Source organism: Sphingobium fuliginis (assembly GCF_015074805.1).
GTDB classification, from domain to species: domain Bacteria; phylum Pseudomonadota; class Alphaproteobacteria; order Sphingomonadales; family Sphingomonadaceae; genus Sphingobium; species Sphingobium fuliginis.
In genome coordinates this window covers 1,505,397-1,520,136 of the sequence record NZ_CP060035.1, presented here as the reverse complement: position 1 = coordinate 1,520,136, position 14,740 = coordinate 1,505,397, and the positions used below count along the sequence as shown (strand labels likewise).

The following is a 14,740-nucleotide window of genomic DNA, read 5'->3' as shown; positions in this document are numbered from 1 at the left end:
GCCATCAGGGCTGTTGATCGGTGGTCCCGGGACTGGCCGGAACGATCACGCGCGGCGGCGGCGCGCCCGGCTGCGGTCCGGGCACGCCGGGCGGCGGCCCCTGCGGCTGGTCGATGGGCAGGCGAAGCTGGCCGCCGCCGATATTCACCGTCACCCCCTCCGTATCCAGGCCCACGCTCATATTGCCGAGCCCGGCCTCCGTCGCGACATTGGCTATGGCGTTGACCAGATCGCTGTCCCTGCTTTCCTCCGGCGCATCCTCGACCGGTTCGTTGATCGCGCCCGCCATGAAGGTCCGCCAGATGCGGGCGGGCACGCCGCCGCCCGCCGCGCCGCCGGGCAGGGGCGTATTATCGTCATTGCCGATCCACACCGCCGTCACCAGCCCGCCCGCATAGCCGACGAAGATCGCGTCGCGGCTGTCCTGCGTCGTCCCCGTCTTGCCGAAGGTGCTGGTGCGAAGCGCGGCCGCGCTGCCGGTGCCGCGATTGGCGGCGGAGGACAGGAGGTCGCGGATCATCTCCAACTGGTCGTCGCTGAAATGCTTCTGGCGGCTCATCAGCCGGTCGAACCAGCCCTGCTCCTCCGGCGGCAGGCCGTGCGCCAGCACCGGATAGGCGCCCGCAGCCACCGCCGCATAGGCCTCCGTCAGTTCGACGAGCGGTATTTCCGACGTGCCGAGCGCCAGGCTCAAATCCTCCGTCAAGGGGGCCGTCACGCCCAGATCGCGCGCCACCTTGATGACATTGTCGACACCCACCTTCTGCGTCAGCCGTACCGCGGCAACATTGCTGGACGCGGCGAAGGCCTGCCGCAATGTGATCCGCCCGCGATATTTGCCGCCATGATTGGTCGGGCGATAGCTGCCCGTGGTGATCGGCGTGTCCTCGATGAAGTCGTCGGGCGTCATGCCGGCCCGGAAGGCGGCGAGATAGACGAACAGCTTGAAGGTGGAACCCGGTTGCCGCTTCGCCTGGACGGCGCGGTTGAAGGCGCTCTCGCCGTAATTCCTGCCGCCGACCATCGCGACCACGCTGCCATCGGGCTTCATCGCGACCAGGGCGGCCTGCGCCTTGCCCAGCGGCGCGCGGCGGATCGCGGCCTCCGCCAGCCGCTGGATGCGCCAGTCGAGCGTGGTGGCCACATTCTGCGCGCCATAGACCGCGCCGGCCCTGTCCCGCGCCTGCGGCAGCACCCAGTCCGCAAAATAGGTGCCGCTGGTCGGATCGGGCGCTTCATGCACGTTGAGCCGCGCCGGGGGCAGGGCGTCGCGTTCCGCCTTGGTGATGTAGCCTGCCTCGACCATCGCCTGCGTCACCAGGGCGGCGCGGTCGCGCGCGCCCTTCAAATTGGTGGTCGGCGCAAGGCGGGATGGCGCCTTCAGCAACCCCGCCAGCATCGCCGCCTGGGGGATGGTCAACCGTTCCGGCTGGCGGTTGAAATAGTGCAGGGACGCGGCCCGCAGGCCATAGACATTGTCCCCGAAATAGACGTTGGACAGATAGCGCTCCAATATCTGGTCCTTGGTCAGCCACGCCTCCAGCCAGAAGGCGATCAGCGCCTCCCGCGCCTTGCGCCCGAAGGTCCGGTCGCTGGAGAGGAACACGCCCTTGGCAAGCTGCTGCGTGATCGTGCTGCCGCCCTGGGAGGAGCCGCTGGACCAGAGATTGTGCCAGGCCGCCCGCGCTATGCCTCGTGGATCGACGCCCCAATGGTCATAGAATCGCCGGTCCTCGATCGCCATGAAGGCCTGCGGCACATGCTTGGGCAGGGCCGCGACGGTGACGGGCTTGTCGATGATCGCGCCGCGCCGCGCGATCAGATGGCCGTCCGCCGACATCAGGCTGATGCTGGGGGGCGCGATGGGCTTCAGGGATCGGGACATGGGGGCCGTCACCGCGAGCCAGGCGATGAGGATCATCAGCAGGGCCAGCAGCGCCGCGACCACCCATCCGGCTATCTGCACCCGGCGCTTCCATGGCCGCGGCGGCGCGAAGGCGCTGGGCGGTCCCGCGCCGAAGGCGCGGGGCGGCAGGGCGTCAGGGTCGGAAAGGGGCAGGGGATCTTTCATCGCTTCGGTCATGCTGTGTTATTTGCCTGACACGGTCAAGCGTGTCCCGTCGCGGGACAATCGGGGGTTAACTTTAAATCGCGATATTCCAAAAGGTAAAGAATCTCTTAACCTGTGCGTCATGAGAAGCAGACCTCTAGTCCTGACGAGCGAGTCGGCGCGCCATCCGTTCCGCCAGCGGCTGCCGCGCCATGTCCTGCGCGTCGTCGAACCGGCCCCCGCCGCGCGCGAACGCCCGCCGGTTTCCGACGACAATGACTGGAAACTGTTTGTGCTGAGCTTCGGTGCCTTCTTCACGGCCTTCTACAGCTTTATCTTTTAATCGCTTCTTATCAGCCACGCACCGTCAATCGCATGCCTTGTGCAGCGTCCAGGCGATCCATGCGCAGGGCAGGCACAGCGCCGCCACCAGCAGCAACTGGTTCACCACGGAAAGGCCCGCGATGCTGAGGCTGATGGTCAGCAGCGATCCCAACACCATCGCCCCTGAATTGACGATATTGTTCGCCGCGACGGTGCGCGCCGCCTCGCACTTCTCGACCGTCGTGGTGAGGAAGGCGTAGAGCGGCACCACGAACATCCCGCCGAAGGTCGCCACGCAGAGCAGGCAGAGCGACAGCGGGATCGCCAGCGGGTGATAGAGGAATCCCGCCAGCGAGAGCATCTTCCCATCCGATCCCGCCATCCAGAGGTCGCAAACGATGTGGAAGGCGACGATGCTGATCCCCATGCCGATGACGGAGGCGGGCGCATATCGGGCCGACACATGGCCGCTCAGCAACCGGTTGATCGCCACCGAACCGATGGCGATGCCGATGGAAAAAATGCCCAGGAACAGGCTGGCGACGGATTTGTCGGCGCTCAGCACATTCTTGACCAGCGGCGGGAACTGGATGAACAGCACCGTGCCGACCGCCCAGAAAAAGCTGATCGCCATGATGGCGAGGTAGAGCCGCCGGATGTGCATCGTTCCCCGCACCAGCGCGATCGAGGATCGGATGATGTGGAAATCGATCGGTTGCCGCTCCAGCAGCGACGGCGCGGCGGGCACGTTGCGCCCCGCCAGCCAGCCTATCACCGCCGTCAGGATGATGCAGACCGCCGCCGCCTGCACGGGGATGATCCCGGCCAATATGGTCCCGGCAAGGATGGCGATATAGGTTCCGGCCTCGACCAGGCCGGTTCCGCCCAGCACTTCCTCGTCATGCAGGTGCTGGGGAAGGATCGCATATTTGATCGGCCCGAAGAAGGTCGAATGCACCCCCATGGCGAACAGCGCGACCAGCAGCAGCGGAATGGCGAGCAGGTGGACGGCGATCCCGCTCCAGATCAGCGCCAGCCCGGCCGCGCCGACCGTCATGATGACGATTTCGGCGGCCTTGACGATGCGGATGATCGCCGCCTTGTCCCGCTGGTCGGCGAGCTGGCCCGACAGGGCGGACATCAGGAAGAAGGGCAGGATGAAGACGCCGGTCGCCAGCGCGCTGAACCAGGTTTCCGACTTCTCGTCATTATAGACGGTATAGACGACGAACAGCACCATCGCGTTCTTGAACAGATTGTCGTTGAAGGCGCCAAGGAGCTGAGTGATGAAAAGCGGCAGAAAACGTCGCTTGTTGAGGAGCCTTAGAGAGGCTTGCATGGGCGAGGGGGTCTTCTTCGCTGTGGATGAGCGTGGCGGGGTCTAGCGATAGAAGACGGGTCAGCACAACCCCTCTGCGCGAAACCTTGCCCCCCGTCCTCTCCCATGTTGCGCATCCGCTTGTGCGCCGGCCCCGACTGTGGCAGTCCGCCGCCATGCTGACGCTGCCCAATCTGCTGACGCTTTCGCGCATCCTGACCGTGCCGCTGCTGGTCGCCCTGTTGTGGCCGGCGGAGATCGGCGCGCGCTGGACGACCGGCTATATGCTGGCCTTCGCGCTATATTGCCTGATGGGGATCACCGATTATTTCGACGGCTACCTCGCCCGCGCTCAGGGCGCCGTATCGAAACTGGGCATCTTCCTCGATCCCATAGCGGACAAGATCATGGTGGGGGCGGTGATCCTGATGCTGTCGGCCACGCGCGACATTTCGGGCATCCATATCGCCGCCGCGATGATCATCCTGCTGCGCGAGATCGCGGTTTCTGGCCTGCGCGAATTCCTGGCGGGGCTCCAGGTTTCCGTGCCGGTGTCGCGCCTCGCCAAATGGAAGACGACCTTCCAGCTCATCGCGCTGGGCGCGCTGATTCTCGCCGGCGCCGTACCGCAATTTCCGTTCGTGCAACTGGTCGGCATCGCCACGCTCTGGGCGGCGGCGATACTGACGCTGGTCACGGGCTGGGACTATCTGCGCGTCGGCATCAAGCATATGGATTGAACCATGGCCGACCTCACGCTCGTCTATTTCGCCTGGGTCCGGGAGGCCATCGGCCGGGATGAGGAGCGGGTGGAGCGGCCTGCCGCCGACGCCACCGTCGCCGCGTTGATCGCCGCGCTGGCCGCACGGGGCGGCGGTTATGCCGAGGCCTTCGCCCGGCCGGACAGGCTGCGCGCGGCGCTGGACCAGCATTTCGTGCCGATGGACAGCCCGATCGGGGACGCGAAGGAACTGGCGATCTTCCCGCCGGTCACGGGCGGATGAACCGCGTCTCCATCCAGGCCGAGGATTTCGATCCGGCGGTGGAACTGGCCGCGTTGGAGGCCAGCGGCGGCGGGGGCGTCGCCAGCTTCACCGGCATCGTTCGGGGGGAAGGCGGGTTGGTCGCGCTCGAACTGGAACATTATCCGGCGATGACGACGGCGCAGGTCGAACGCATCGTCGCGGAGGCGAGCGACCGCTGGCCCCTGCTGAGGGTTCGGGTGGTCCACCGCTTCGGTCGGCTGGAGCCGGGCGAACGCATCGTGTTCGTCGGCACGGCCTCGCGCCACCGCGCCGCCGCGCTGGAGGCTTGCGCCTTCCTCATCGACTGGCTGAAATCCCGGGCGCCCTTCTGGAAGAAGGAACATTTTGCGGATCGGACGGAATGGGTCGAAGCCCGCGTCGAGGATGATGCGAAGGCCGAGAGCTGGAAGCGTTGAGCAAAAATCTGCCCTGTTCCTGATTTCGCGGGAACAGCATGTTTCTCTCCAGCCATCGCCCGCCAGCAATGGGTCCTGAGCCTAAGCCGCCGCGCTGACCTCCGGCAAGTCCGCCGCGTCGCGCAGCAATTCCGCGAGCAGCCGGAATTCCTTGTCGCGCGGGCTGTTCTTGCGCCACACCAGGGCGATGTCGCGATGGGCCCGTTCCGACCGGAGCGGCCGGGCGGTGATCTGCGTATGGTCGAGCAGGCCGCTCGCAATCGCCATTTCCGGCATGATCGTCATGCCCAGGCCATTGTCCACCATCTGCACCAGCGTATGCAACGACGTGCCCATCATCATGGCGCTCGCCCGGATTTCCGGCCGGTTGCACGCGGCCAGCGCGTGATCCTTCAGGCAATGTCCGTCCTCCAGCAGCAGCAGCTTGGTTTCATCGATCATTTCCGGCGCGATCCATTCGGGCGGATCGCGCGGATCGTCCCGGGGAAAGGCGACATAAAGCCGGTCCTGGAACAGAAATTCGCTGTCCAGCTCGCCGGTGGGAAAGGGCAGGGCGAGCAGCACGCAATCCACATTGCCGTGCCGCAGCGATTCGATGGCGGCCTGCGTCGTTTCCTCGCGCAGGTACAGCTTCAGTTCCGGCCGTTCGCCCCGCAACCTGGGCAGCAGGCGAGGGAGCAGGAAGGGCGCGATGGTGGGAATGACGCTCATCCGCAATTCGCCGGTCAGCGGCTTTCCCGACGCTTCGGCAATGGCCGCCAGTTCTTCGGCTTCGCGCAGCACCCGGTGCGCCTTTTCCACGATGCGGTCGCCCAGGGCGGTGAACCGCACCACGCGGCGCGTCCGCTCGACCAGCGTGATGCCGATCAGCGATTCCAGCTCGCGAATGCCGGCCGACAGCGTCGACTGGGTGACGAAGCAGCTATCCGCCGCCTTGCCGAAATGGCCATGCTCCTTCAGCGCCACCAGATATTGCAGCTGCTTGAGCGTCGGCATGTAACTCGACATTGATCGCCTTCCTCGATTGGAAAGCCCAATATAATTGTCTTAGCCGATATATCCAAGCCATTTGGCCACGCCGAACAAGGATGTGAGGGTCAGGATCGATCCCACGGCGATGAACAGCGTCCGGGGCGAGACGTGCCGGGCCAGCATCGCGCCGAACGGGGCCGCGATCACGCCGCCGATCAGCAGGCCGACCGTGTAGGTGGTGAAGGTTTCCCACCCCAGATGCAGCAGGAATGTGATGCTGATGGAGGTGGTCAGGATGAATTCGACGCTGTTGACCGTGCCGATGGTGTGTCGGGGGCTGGACCCCTGGATCAGCAGGTTCGACGTCACCACGGGCCCCCAGCCGCCGCCGCCGGTGGCGTCCATGAAGCCGCCGACCAGGCCCAGGGGCCCCACCCATTTGGGATTGCGCGCCTGGGGCGGATAATGAAAGCCCCGCCACACCAGATAGATGCCGATGGCCGTCAGATAGGCCTGGACGAACGGCTTGATCATCGCCCCGTCCACATTGGACAGGAGATAGGCGCCCGCCACCCCGCCGATCACGCCCGGAATGATGAGGCGCGCGAACAGGCGCCAGTCGACATTGCGATGGATGATGTGGCTGATGGCCGACACCCCGGTGGTGAAGGTTTCCGCCGCATGGACGCTGGCCGATGCCCTGCTGGGCGGCACGCCGAGCGCCAGAAGCAGCGTGCTGGAAATGACGCCATAGGCCATGCCCAAAGCGCCGTCGATCATCTGGGCGCCGAAACCGATGAGAATGAAAGGCAGGATTTCGCCGAAATGGGCGATAAAGATGTCGATCATTCATTGGTCCCTGTTATGATTGTCTACCGCCTTGATTGGTATATCACGGGCCGCCAAGAAACTTTCTGTTTTATCGGGCGAAGCCGAAATAGCCCGCCATCTGGAAAATTCATCCTTTTGCGCTTATGTACCGTCTGGTCGGTTTCATCAGGGGCGCTTCATGCTGCGCAATCTTATTGCTTATCTGGACTCGGTCAAATCACGCGACCCTGCCCCGCGCTCGCGCGCTGAAATCCTGCTCTATCCGGGCGTCTGGTCGCTGGCTTTCCACCGCGTGGCGCACCGCCTCTACCGCGCGCGGCTCTATTTCCTGGCCCGTGCGGTGAATCATTTTTCGCGATTTCTGACCGGCAACGACATTCATCCCGGCGCCCGCATCGGCAGGCGCTTCTTCATCGACCACGGCTTCACCGTGATCGGGGAGACGGCGGAGATCGGGAACGACGTCACCCTCTATCAGAACGTGACGCTGGGCGGGACCGATCCCGCCAACGGCATCGCGGGCAAGCGCCACCCGACACTCGAAGACGGCGTGATCGTCGGTTCCGGCGCTCAGGTTCTGGGCCCCGTCCGCGTCGGCGCCCGCGCCCGCATCGGCGCCAATGCCGTGGTGACCAAGGATGTGAAGGAAGGCGCGACCATGGTCGGCATTCCCGCGCGGCCCATGCTGGTCGACGTGACGGCCTATCAGCGCGAATTCCTGCCCTATGGCACGCCATGCTCCGACTGCGTCGATCCGGAAAAGCAGAAGCTGGAACTGCTCCAGCTTGAAATCGACCAGTTGCAGAAGCGCGTGGCCGAACTGCTTGCCGAACGGGGCGGTGCGCCCGTGGATGACGTTCGCCTGGTCAAGGAGCGTGGCCGCGCCTGATGAGCAACGTGACGCCGTTCCCGTCGCAAGCGGCCCAGGGTGCAAGGGGGGCGGCCAGCCAGACCGGTTTCGATCGTCTCGAACTCCAGCGGATCATGGATCTTTACGGCCGCATGGTCGCGGCGGGCCATTGGCGCGACTATGCCATCGACCTGGGCCGCGAAGCCGCGATCTTCTCCGCCTTCCGCCGCGCCGCCGAACGCCCGGAATTCCGCATCGAAAAACGCCCCTCCCTGCGGAACCGCCAGGGCATGTGGGCGCTGATCGGGGAGGCCGGGCACGTGTTGAAGCGTGGCGCGGAACTGCAGGGGATACTCGCGCCGGTGGAACGGCGGCTGCTCAAGATCGTGGGGGATTGACGCCCCCGCGCCCCGCCAGGGCATGGGCGGGTAGGGAGCGGACGTTGGCGGTCCCGCTATGGCTCCTGCCTTCGCGGGAGCATCATGTGCCTGACGTCCCTTATTGACCCCTTCCCGCGAAACCCTGCGATTTCCGGTTCGGCAGGACCGTAATCATCAGAAGAGCGATCATCCTTAACCCTACGGCATTGCGGAAGATGCCGCTCTCCCGCCAACCGCGCCAAGATTCCGCCTTTTTAGCCGCTCGTGTAAATGATAGCGCCGTCATGGAAATCATGAAGGAGAGGCTTCGCCTATGAGCTTGCCGGCATTTTTGGAAGGCCGTTTGTCCCTGCCGTTGATCGGTTCGCCGATGTTCATCATCTCCCAGCCTGCGCTGGTGATCGCCCAGTGCCGTGCCGGGATCGTGGGTTCCTTTCCCTCGCTCAATGCCCGTCCGTCCGGGGTATTCGAACAATGGCTCCAGCAATTGAACGAGGCGCTGACGGACAGGGACGCCCCCTTCGCGGTCAACCTGATCGTGCACAGGACCAACAGCCGGCTGGAGGAGGATCTCGCCCTCTGCGTCAAATATCGCGTGCCCATCGTGATCACGTCGCTGGGCGCGCGGGAGGATGTGAACCGGGCGGTGCACAGCTATGGGGGCATCGTGCTGCACGACGTCATCAACAATGTCTTCGCGCGCAAGGCGATCGAGAAAGGCGCGGATGGCCTGATCGCCGTCGCGGCGGGGGCGGGCGGGCATGCCGGCACCCTGTCGCCCTTCGCGCTGGTGGAGGAAATCCGGGCCTGGTTCGACGGGCCGCTGGCCTTGTCGGGCGCGATCGCCACGGGCCGGTCGATCGCGGCCGCGCGGATGATGGGGGCTGACTTCGCCTATATGGGTTCCCCCTTCATCGCGACGGAGGAGGCCAATGCCGAACCGGCCTATAAGCAGATGATCGTCGACAGCGGCGCGGCGGACATCGTCTATTCGGATTATTTCACCGGCGTGCTCGGCAATTATCTGCGCCCCAGCATCGCCGCAGCAGGTCTGGACGCCGACAAGTTGCCCAAGGCGTCGGAAATGGATTTCTCCAGCGACGCGGGCGGCGACAAGAAGGCGTGGCGCGATGTCTGGGGCGCGGGTCAGGGGATCGGCGCGATCCGCAAGGTTCAGTCCGCCACGACCTTCATCGCGCAACTGAAATCGGAATATCAGGCAGCCGTCGCCGCCTTCGGAGCCTAGAGCGTTTTCCAAGCAGATGGAATCATCTGCTGAATCGGAAAACGCGACAAAACAAAAACTTAGGCAGTAGTGACGATTTAATCATTTGAGCCATAGCATGATGCTGGCGAGTTTGACGAAGCCGAGGAAGTTTGCGGCGAGTTTGTCATAGCGTGTTGCGATACGGCGCCACTGCTTGAGCTTGGCGAAGAAGCCCTCGATGCCCCAACGCTGTTTGTAGGCGATGCGATCATAGTGGTGCTGATATTTGCGATGGCGGCGAGGTGGGATGACCGGCTCGCCGCCTTGCTCGTAGATGAGATCGTGCAAACTGTCGGCGTCATAGGCCCGATCAGCCAGAACCTTGCCAGCCGGGATGCCGCGGATCAGATCGCAGGCGGGCGCCATGTCGTTTTGCTGTCCGGGGCCGAGGATGAAGCGGATCGGCAAGCCCAAGGCATCGACTACGGCATGGATCTTGGTGCCGAACCCGCCTCGCGAGCGCCCGAGAGCCTGGGCTTGAGCGCCCCCCTTTTTACCCGTGCCCCAGCCGCCTGGGCCTGGGCGCGGATCACCGTCGCATCGATCGCCAGCCATTCGATGTCGGGATCATCCGACACAGCCTCGAAGATCCGGTCGATCACGCCTTGCTCAACCCAGCGATAATAACGCCGTTTAGCGGTCTGATAGGGACCGAACTTCTCGGGTAGATCGCGCCAGCGTCCTCCTGAACGCGCCAGCCAGAGCAAGGCGTCAAGAAACAACCGTCCGTCACTGCGAGGACCACGCTTGCCCTTGCGCCCGCCCGGAACGAACTCCCGCAGCCGCTCCCACTGATCATCCCGCAGCACTTCGCCTTCCACGCCAGCCTCCAAAAGCCAGCCTTGAATCACAAATCCAAACCGTCGTGAATCCCTAAAATGTCACTACGGCCTAGAGCAGTCGAGCCGATGCAATCGGATCGGAATCTGCTCTAGAGCCAATCGACATTCAGCCCTGACGGCCTGCAAATGACGCTTTTCCGTGCTTCCGGTGCTCACCTATTTTGAGCAGGCTGCGCTCCGGGTCACGGAAAACCAGCATTTTACCTTCGGTGGCCTTCGGCTCGGCTCGTCATCTTCTGAATGTCGATTGGCTCCAGGCGGCGCCCTTCATACCCTCATCCCGGCTTTCGCCGGGGTGAGGGTTGAAATTCCGAATGGCCGGGTCACAGGAAGGCGCGCAGTTCCGCGATGAAGCGGTCGAACTGGTCATGGTGCAGCCAATGACCGGCATCCGCGAATTCGACCAGCCGGGCATCCCGGAAATGCGCGGCGCGCCCATCCTTCACCGGATTGGACGCCCAGCTATCCAGCCCAAGGCACAGCAGCGTCGGACATGTGATCCGCTTCCAGAATTGCGGCAGGTCCATGTCCGACCAGGCCTGGGGCGCCGCATCGTGCAGATAGGGGTCGAATTTCCAGCGATAGCTGCCATCCTCGTTGCGATTGACGCCGTGGATGGTGAGGTGCATCGCCTGTTCGACCGACAGATGGTCGTTGCGTTCCCGCATGCGCGCGACGGCTGCCTCCAGGGTCGGATAATGCCGCCGTGCCTGACGCGCCCGGTTCCGCCGCTTCTCGATCCATTGCAGCCATAGGTCGGGCTCGGCCTTTTGCGCCTGTTCCTCGATCCGGCCCGGCGACAGGCCCAGTCCCTCTATGGCGACGATCCTGGCGACCTTTTCCGGGAACAGCCCGGCATAGCGCAGCGCGATCGATCCGCCCAGCGAATGGCCGACCAATATCACCGGCTCCCGGCCCAGTTGCTCGATCAACTGCGCCAGGTCGTAGACATAGTTCGCCATCATGTAGGAACCCTCGGCCGACCAGGCGCTGTCGCCATGGCCGCGCAGGTCGGGCGCGACGACGTGATAATCCTTCGCCAGCGCACGTGCCGTCCAGTCCCAGCTCCGCGAATGGTCGAAGCCGCCATGCACCAGAACCAGCGTCGGCGCGGCGCTGTTGCCCCAGTCCAGATAGTGCAGGCGCATCCGCAGCGACGTGTAGAAATGGGAAGTCGGCGCGGCTTGCGTGTTCATGCGATCCTGCGAGCGGGTGGACAGGGGAGGGACAAGGTTCATGCCTCTTTGGCGAACTCCCCGGCGCATGCAAGGGGCGAGAAAAGGAAAATCCCTGTTTTACGCCTGTTTGGTCAAGCTTTGGTAAAGATCGCCGCTCTACAGATCGTCCGAATGGGCGGCCAGCCTGACGAGCTTCTGGTGGTCCTGCGCCACCGCGGTCACGATGCGCGCCAGTTCCGCCTGCTTGAACGGCTTGTCCAGTCGGGGCCGTTGCGTCATGTTCGGCGGCAGTTCGGCAAAACCCGTGATGATGACCACCGGCAGGCCGGGCAGCCTTTGCTCGATCTCGTCGGCCAGCTGCGTGCCGGTCATGCCCGGCATGGCATAGTCGCTGATCACCAGGTCGACGCTGCCCTGTTCCAATATGCGCAGCGCATCCGGTCCCGACGTCGCCTGGAATACCGTGTGCCCCAGTTCCTCCAGCATGCCCGCGGTGTTGGTCAGCACCAGATCGTCATCGTCGACGGCCAGGATCACCAGCGGCTCCGTCAGCGCCAGGGCAAGGGCATCGGGAATGTCGGCCACGGCCACCTCCGCCGGTTCGGCGGGCGCCATCGGCAGCCACAGCGACACCGTGGTTCCCTGGCCCGGTTCGCTGACGATGGTCAGGGAACCGCCGCATTGTTCGGCAAAGCCGTGCACCATCGACAGGCCAAGGCCCGTGCCCTTGCCGACGCCCTTTGTCGTGAAGAAGGGTTCGCGCGCCCGCTCCAGCGTCGCTGCGTCCATGCCCTCGCCCTCATCGATGACGGACAGGCGCACATAGGGGCCGCCCTCCAGTCCGGGGCGTTGCGCCTTGGGCAGAGTGGCCTCCGCCCCTTCTATGATGATCCGTCCGTCGCCGGACATGGCGTCCCTGGCGTTCACCGCCAGATTGAGCAGCGCCAGTTCAAGCTGGGCCGGATCGGCATGGGCGGCGCTCAGGTGCAGGGGAAAGCGGGTTTCGATGGCGATCCCGCTGCCCAGCGTCGTCTTCAGGAGGTCGGCCATGTCCCGCACCAGCGCTACGCAATCGACGCTCCGCAACTTCAGTTCCTGCTTGCGCGCAAAGGCCAGCATGCGCTGCGTCAGCGTCGCCCCGCGTTCCGCCGCCGTCATCGCATTGTCGATATAGCGGGACACGTCCGCCCCGGTCGCCAGCCGCTGCCGCGCCAGGTCCAAACTGCCGACGATCACGGCCAGCAGATTGTTGAAATCATGGGCGACACCGCCCGTCAGCTTGCCGATGGCCTCCATCTTCTGCGCCTGGAACACCGCCTCCCGCGCTTCTTCGAGCGCCAGTTGCGTCTCCCGCCGTTCGGTGAGGTCGCGCGTTATCTTGGCGAAGCCGATCAGTTCGCCGGCGGCGCTGCGGATCGTATCGATGATGACATGCGCCCAGAAGCGGGAGCCGTCCTTGCGGATGCGCCATCCCTCCGCCTCGAACCGGTCTTCGCGCGCCGCCGTGTCCAGCGCCCGGGATGGCAGGCCGGCCATGCGGTCCTCTTCCGAATAGAAGCGCGCGAAATTCTGGCCCAATATCTCTTCGGTCGTATAGCCCTTGAAGCGTTCGGCCCCCGGATTCCAGCTCGTGATCGTCCCCATGGGGTCGAGCATGTAGATGGCATAGTCGGTCACGCCCTGCACCAGCAGGCGGAACCGTTCCTCGCTGCGGCGCAATTCCTCCTCCGCCGCGCGGCGTTCGGTCAGGTCGCGAGTGACCTTGGCGAATCCGATAAGCTGGCCGCCGGGTTCGCGGATGGGATCGATGACCACATGCGCCCAGAAGCGGGAGCCGTCCTTGCGCACGCGCCATCCCTCCGCCTCGAACCGGCCGGCATTTTCGGCGGTGTCCAGCGCGAGCGCGGGCAGGCCGGCCGCCTGATCCTCCGGCGTGTAGAAGCGGGAGAAATGCTCACCGATGATCTCATCGGCCTCATAGCCCTTGAAGCGCCGCGCGCCGGCATTCCAACTGACGACGATGCCGTTGGCGGAAAGCATGTAGATGGCATAGTCGGTGACGTTCTGGACCAGCAGCTCGAAGCGGTTTCCAGATCCTTCCGGTGCCGCCGTGCTCATGAGGGGTTCCCGTCGAATTGACATGTTCGTCGTCCACAACGCGCATGCGTTCCGGACGTTCCGCTTGCGAAAGCGATTGTCCGGCGTGCCGGGCCGGGCGCGGCATTGACTTCGCCGTGCCCTCCGCGCCAAGGAGGCGCCTTCGGCAAGGATGGCCAGGAAGACGGAACGCATATGGGCAAGACAGCAGGAATCACCGTCGTGGGCGAAGCGATGCTGGAACTGAGCCGCGCGTCGGACGGGGTCGGTTCGGGCCAGGTTGGTTCGGGCCAGGTTGGATCGGGCGGGGGCTGGAACCTGCGCTATGGCGGCGACGTCATCAACACGGCGATCCATCTCGCCCGTTGTGGCGACCATGTGCGCTTTGCGAGCGCGATCGGCGCCGATCCGATGAGCGCTGAACTGCGCGCGGCCTGGGAAGCAGAGGGCGTCGACACGTCGCTGCTGCTCTCCGCCGAGGGAAAGCTGCCGGGCCTTTACGCGATAGAGACCGATGCGCAGGGCGAACGCAGCTTCCACTATTGGCGGGGGGAGGCCGCCGCCAGGCGCATGTTCGACCTGCCGGAAAGCGCCGCCATGGTGGAAGAAGCGGCCGGATCGGAACTGCTCTATTTTTCCCTGATCACGCTTGCGATATTGTCCGGGGAGGCGCGCGAAAAGCTGTTCGCCCTGTGCGCGGCGGTTCGCGCAAAGGGGGGCAGGGTGGCGTTCGACGGCAATTACCGCGCCCGGCTGTGGCCCGATGCCGCGACCGCGCGCCACTGGCGCGACCGTGCCATCGCGCTCAGCGACATGGGTCTGCCCACTTTGGCCGATGAGGTCGAAATGGGCGAGGCGGACGATGCCGAGGATGCGGCCCGCCGCTGGGGCGCTGGCGAAGGCCGCGAGATCGTGGTGAAACTGGGCGCCGACGGCTGTCTGCTGGATGGGCAGATCGTCGCGCCGCCCGCCAGGCTCTCCGTCGTCGATTCGAGCGGCGCTGGCGATGCGTTCAACGGCGGCTATCTCCATGCCCGCCTCGCCGGTCGTTCCGCGCGCGAGGCGGCGCTTGCGGGCCATCGCCTGGCCGGCTGGAATATCGGCCGCCGGGGCGCGATACCGGCCCGCGATGGTGATGCGCCCTATGCCGACCTCTGAAATTCTCCGCTGCGACCTCGTTGACGGCATTG

The 14,740-nt window shown here is 64.9% G+C and carries 15 protein-coding genes; 8 read left to right on the top strand and 7 right to left on the bottom strand.

All coding sequences use genetic code 11. The annotated features are described in order from the left end of the window. Nucleotides 1-4: 4 nt before the first annotated feature. Nucleotides 5-2,083, bottom strand: a complete 2,079-nt coding sequence (locus H5V43_RS07090; protein WP_025550044.1) for a transglycosylase domain-containing protein — start codon at nucleotides 2,081-2,083, stop codon at nucleotides 5-7. Nucleotides 2,084-2,192: 109 nt separating this feature from the next. On the opposite strand from H5V43_RS07090, the gene H5V43_RS07085 reads away from it, so the two are divergent. Then, nucleotides 2,193-2,393 (top strand): hypothetical protein, encoded by a 201-nt coding sequence (locus H5V43_RS07085; RefSeq protein ID WP_025550043.1) that lies wholly within the window; start codon nucleotides 2,193-2,195, stop codon nucleotides 2,391-2,393. A 24-nt stretch (nucleotides 2,394-2,417) separates the two neighbouring features. On the opposite strand, the gene H5V43_RS07080 is transcribed toward H5V43_RS07085, so the two are convergent. Next, nucleotides 2,418-3,713, bottom strand: a complete 1,296-nt coding sequence (locus H5V43_RS07080) for an MFS transporter (RefSeq protein WP_025550042.1) — start codon at nucleotides 3,711-3,713, stop codon at nucleotides 2,418-2,420. 155 nt (nucleotides 3,714-3,868) lie between these two features. Here H5V43_RS07080 and pgsA point away from each other — a divergent pair, with 155 nt between their 5' ends. The 3 genes from pgsA to H5V43_RS07065 are packed head-to-tail and all read left to right on the top strand — an operon-like array spanning nucleotide 3,869 to nucleotide 5,133. Further along, on the top strand, nucleotides 3,869-4,432 hold the full coding sequence (gene pgsA / locus H5V43_RS07075) for a CDP-diacylglycerol--glycerol-3-phosphate 3-phosphatidyltransferase (RefSeq protein WP_025550041.1): 564 nt from the start codon (nucleotides 3,869-3,871) through the stop codon (nucleotides 4,430-4,432). A gap of 3 nt (nucleotides 4,433-4,435) precedes the next feature. Continuing rightward, a complete protein-coding gene (moaD, locus tag H5V43_RS07070; protein WP_025550040.1) occupies nucleotides 4,436-4,696 on the top strand; it encodes a molybdopterin converting factor subunit 1 in 261 nt (86 codons plus the stop codon). Further along, complete coding sequence (locus H5V43_RS07065) at nucleotides 4,693-5,133, top strand: molybdenum cofactor biosynthesis protein MoaE (RefSeq protein WP_025550039.1); 441 nt, start codon at nucleotides 4,693-4,695, stop codon at nucleotides 5,131-5,133. Before moaD ends, H5V43_RS07065 begins: the two co-directional genes overlap by 4 nt. An 81-nt stretch (nucleotides 5,134-5,214) precedes the next feature. Here the strand turns inward: H5V43_RS07065 and H5V43_RS07060 are convergent, their stop codons facing one another. Both H5V43_RS07060 and H5V43_RS07055 read right to left on the bottom strand, forming a co-directional pair. Next, on the bottom strand, nucleotides 5,215-6,141 hold the full coding sequence (locus tag H5V43_RS07060) for a hydrogen peroxide-inducible genes activator (protein ID WP_025550038.1): 927 nt from the start codon (nucleotides 6,139-6,141) through the stop codon (nucleotides 5,215-5,217). Nucleotides 6,142-6,180: 39 nt separating this feature from the next. After that, a complete protein-coding gene (locus H5V43_RS07055; RefSeq protein ID WP_044662493.1) occupies nucleotides 6,181-6,954 on the bottom strand; it encodes a sulfite exporter TauE/SafE family protein in 774 nt (257 codons plus the stop codon). Between the two features lie 160 nt (nucleotides 6,955-7,114). Here H5V43_RS07055 and epsC point away from each other — a divergent pair, with 160 nt between their 5' ends. The 3 genes from epsC (at nucleotide 7,115) to H5V43_RS07040 (ending at nucleotide 9,412) form a co-directional block, all read left to right on the top strand. Next, nucleotides 7,115-7,825 (top strand): serine O-acetyltransferase EpsC, encoded by a 711-nt coding sequence (gene epsC, locus H5V43_RS07050; protein WP_061935260.1) that lies wholly within the window; start codon nucleotides 7,115-7,117, stop codon nucleotides 7,823-7,825. Further along, a complete protein-coding gene (locus H5V43_RS07045) occupies nucleotides 7,825-8,184 on the top strand; it encodes a DUF2794 domain-containing protein (RefSeq protein WP_025550037.1) in 360 nt (119 codons plus the stop codon). Before epsC ends, H5V43_RS07045 begins: the two co-directional genes overlap by 1 nt. A 295-nt stretch (nucleotides 8,185-8,479) precedes the next feature. Next, nucleotides 8,480-9,412, top strand: a complete 933-nt coding sequence (locus tag H5V43_RS07040; protein ID WP_044662490.1) for an NAD(P)H-dependent flavin oxidoreductase — start codon at nucleotides 8,480-8,482, stop codon at nucleotides 9,410-9,412. A gap of 81 nt (nucleotides 9,413-9,493) precedes the next feature. Here H5V43_RS07040 and H5V43_RS07035 read toward each other — a convergent pair. The 3 genes from H5V43_RS07035 to H5V43_RS07025 all read right to left on the bottom strand — a co-directional run bounded on the left by H5V43_RS07035 (nucleotide 9,494) and on the right by H5V43_RS07025 (nucleotide 13,571). Next, nucleotides 9,494-10,254 (bottom strand): IS5 family transposase gene (locus H5V43_RS07035; protein ID WP_099185988.1). Its coding sequence is split into 2 segments (ribosomal slippage): nucleotides 9,494-9,930 and nucleotides 9,930-10,254, totalling 762 coding nucleotides; the frame shifts between segments, so codons are not numbered across the junction. 344 nt (nucleotides 10,255-10,598) lie between these two features. Continuing rightward, nucleotides 10,599-11,471 carry an alpha/beta fold hydrolase gene (locus H5V43_RS07030; RefSeq protein ID WP_025551301.1) on the bottom strand — a complete coding sequence of 291 codons (873 nt, stop codon included), beginning with the start codon at nucleotides 11,469-11,471 and terminating at the stop codon, nucleotides 10,599-10,601. 138 nt (nucleotides 11,472-11,609) lie between these two features. Then, nucleotides 11,610-13,571: a hybrid sensor histidine kinase/response regulator gene (locus H5V43_RS07025; RefSeq protein WP_025551299.1), complete on the bottom strand. Its 1,962-nt coding sequence runs from the start codon at nucleotides 13,569-13,571 to the stop codon at nucleotides 11,610-11,612. 174 nt (nucleotides 13,572-13,745) lie between these two features. Between H5V43_RS07025 and H5V43_RS07020 the strand changes: the two genes are divergently transcribed. Next, complete coding sequence (locus H5V43_RS07020) at nucleotides 13,746-14,708, top strand: sugar kinase (RefSeq protein WP_025551298.1); 963 nt, start codon at nucleotides 13,746-13,748, stop codon at nucleotides 14,706-14,708. Nucleotides 14,709-14,740 lie beyond the last annotated feature (32 nt).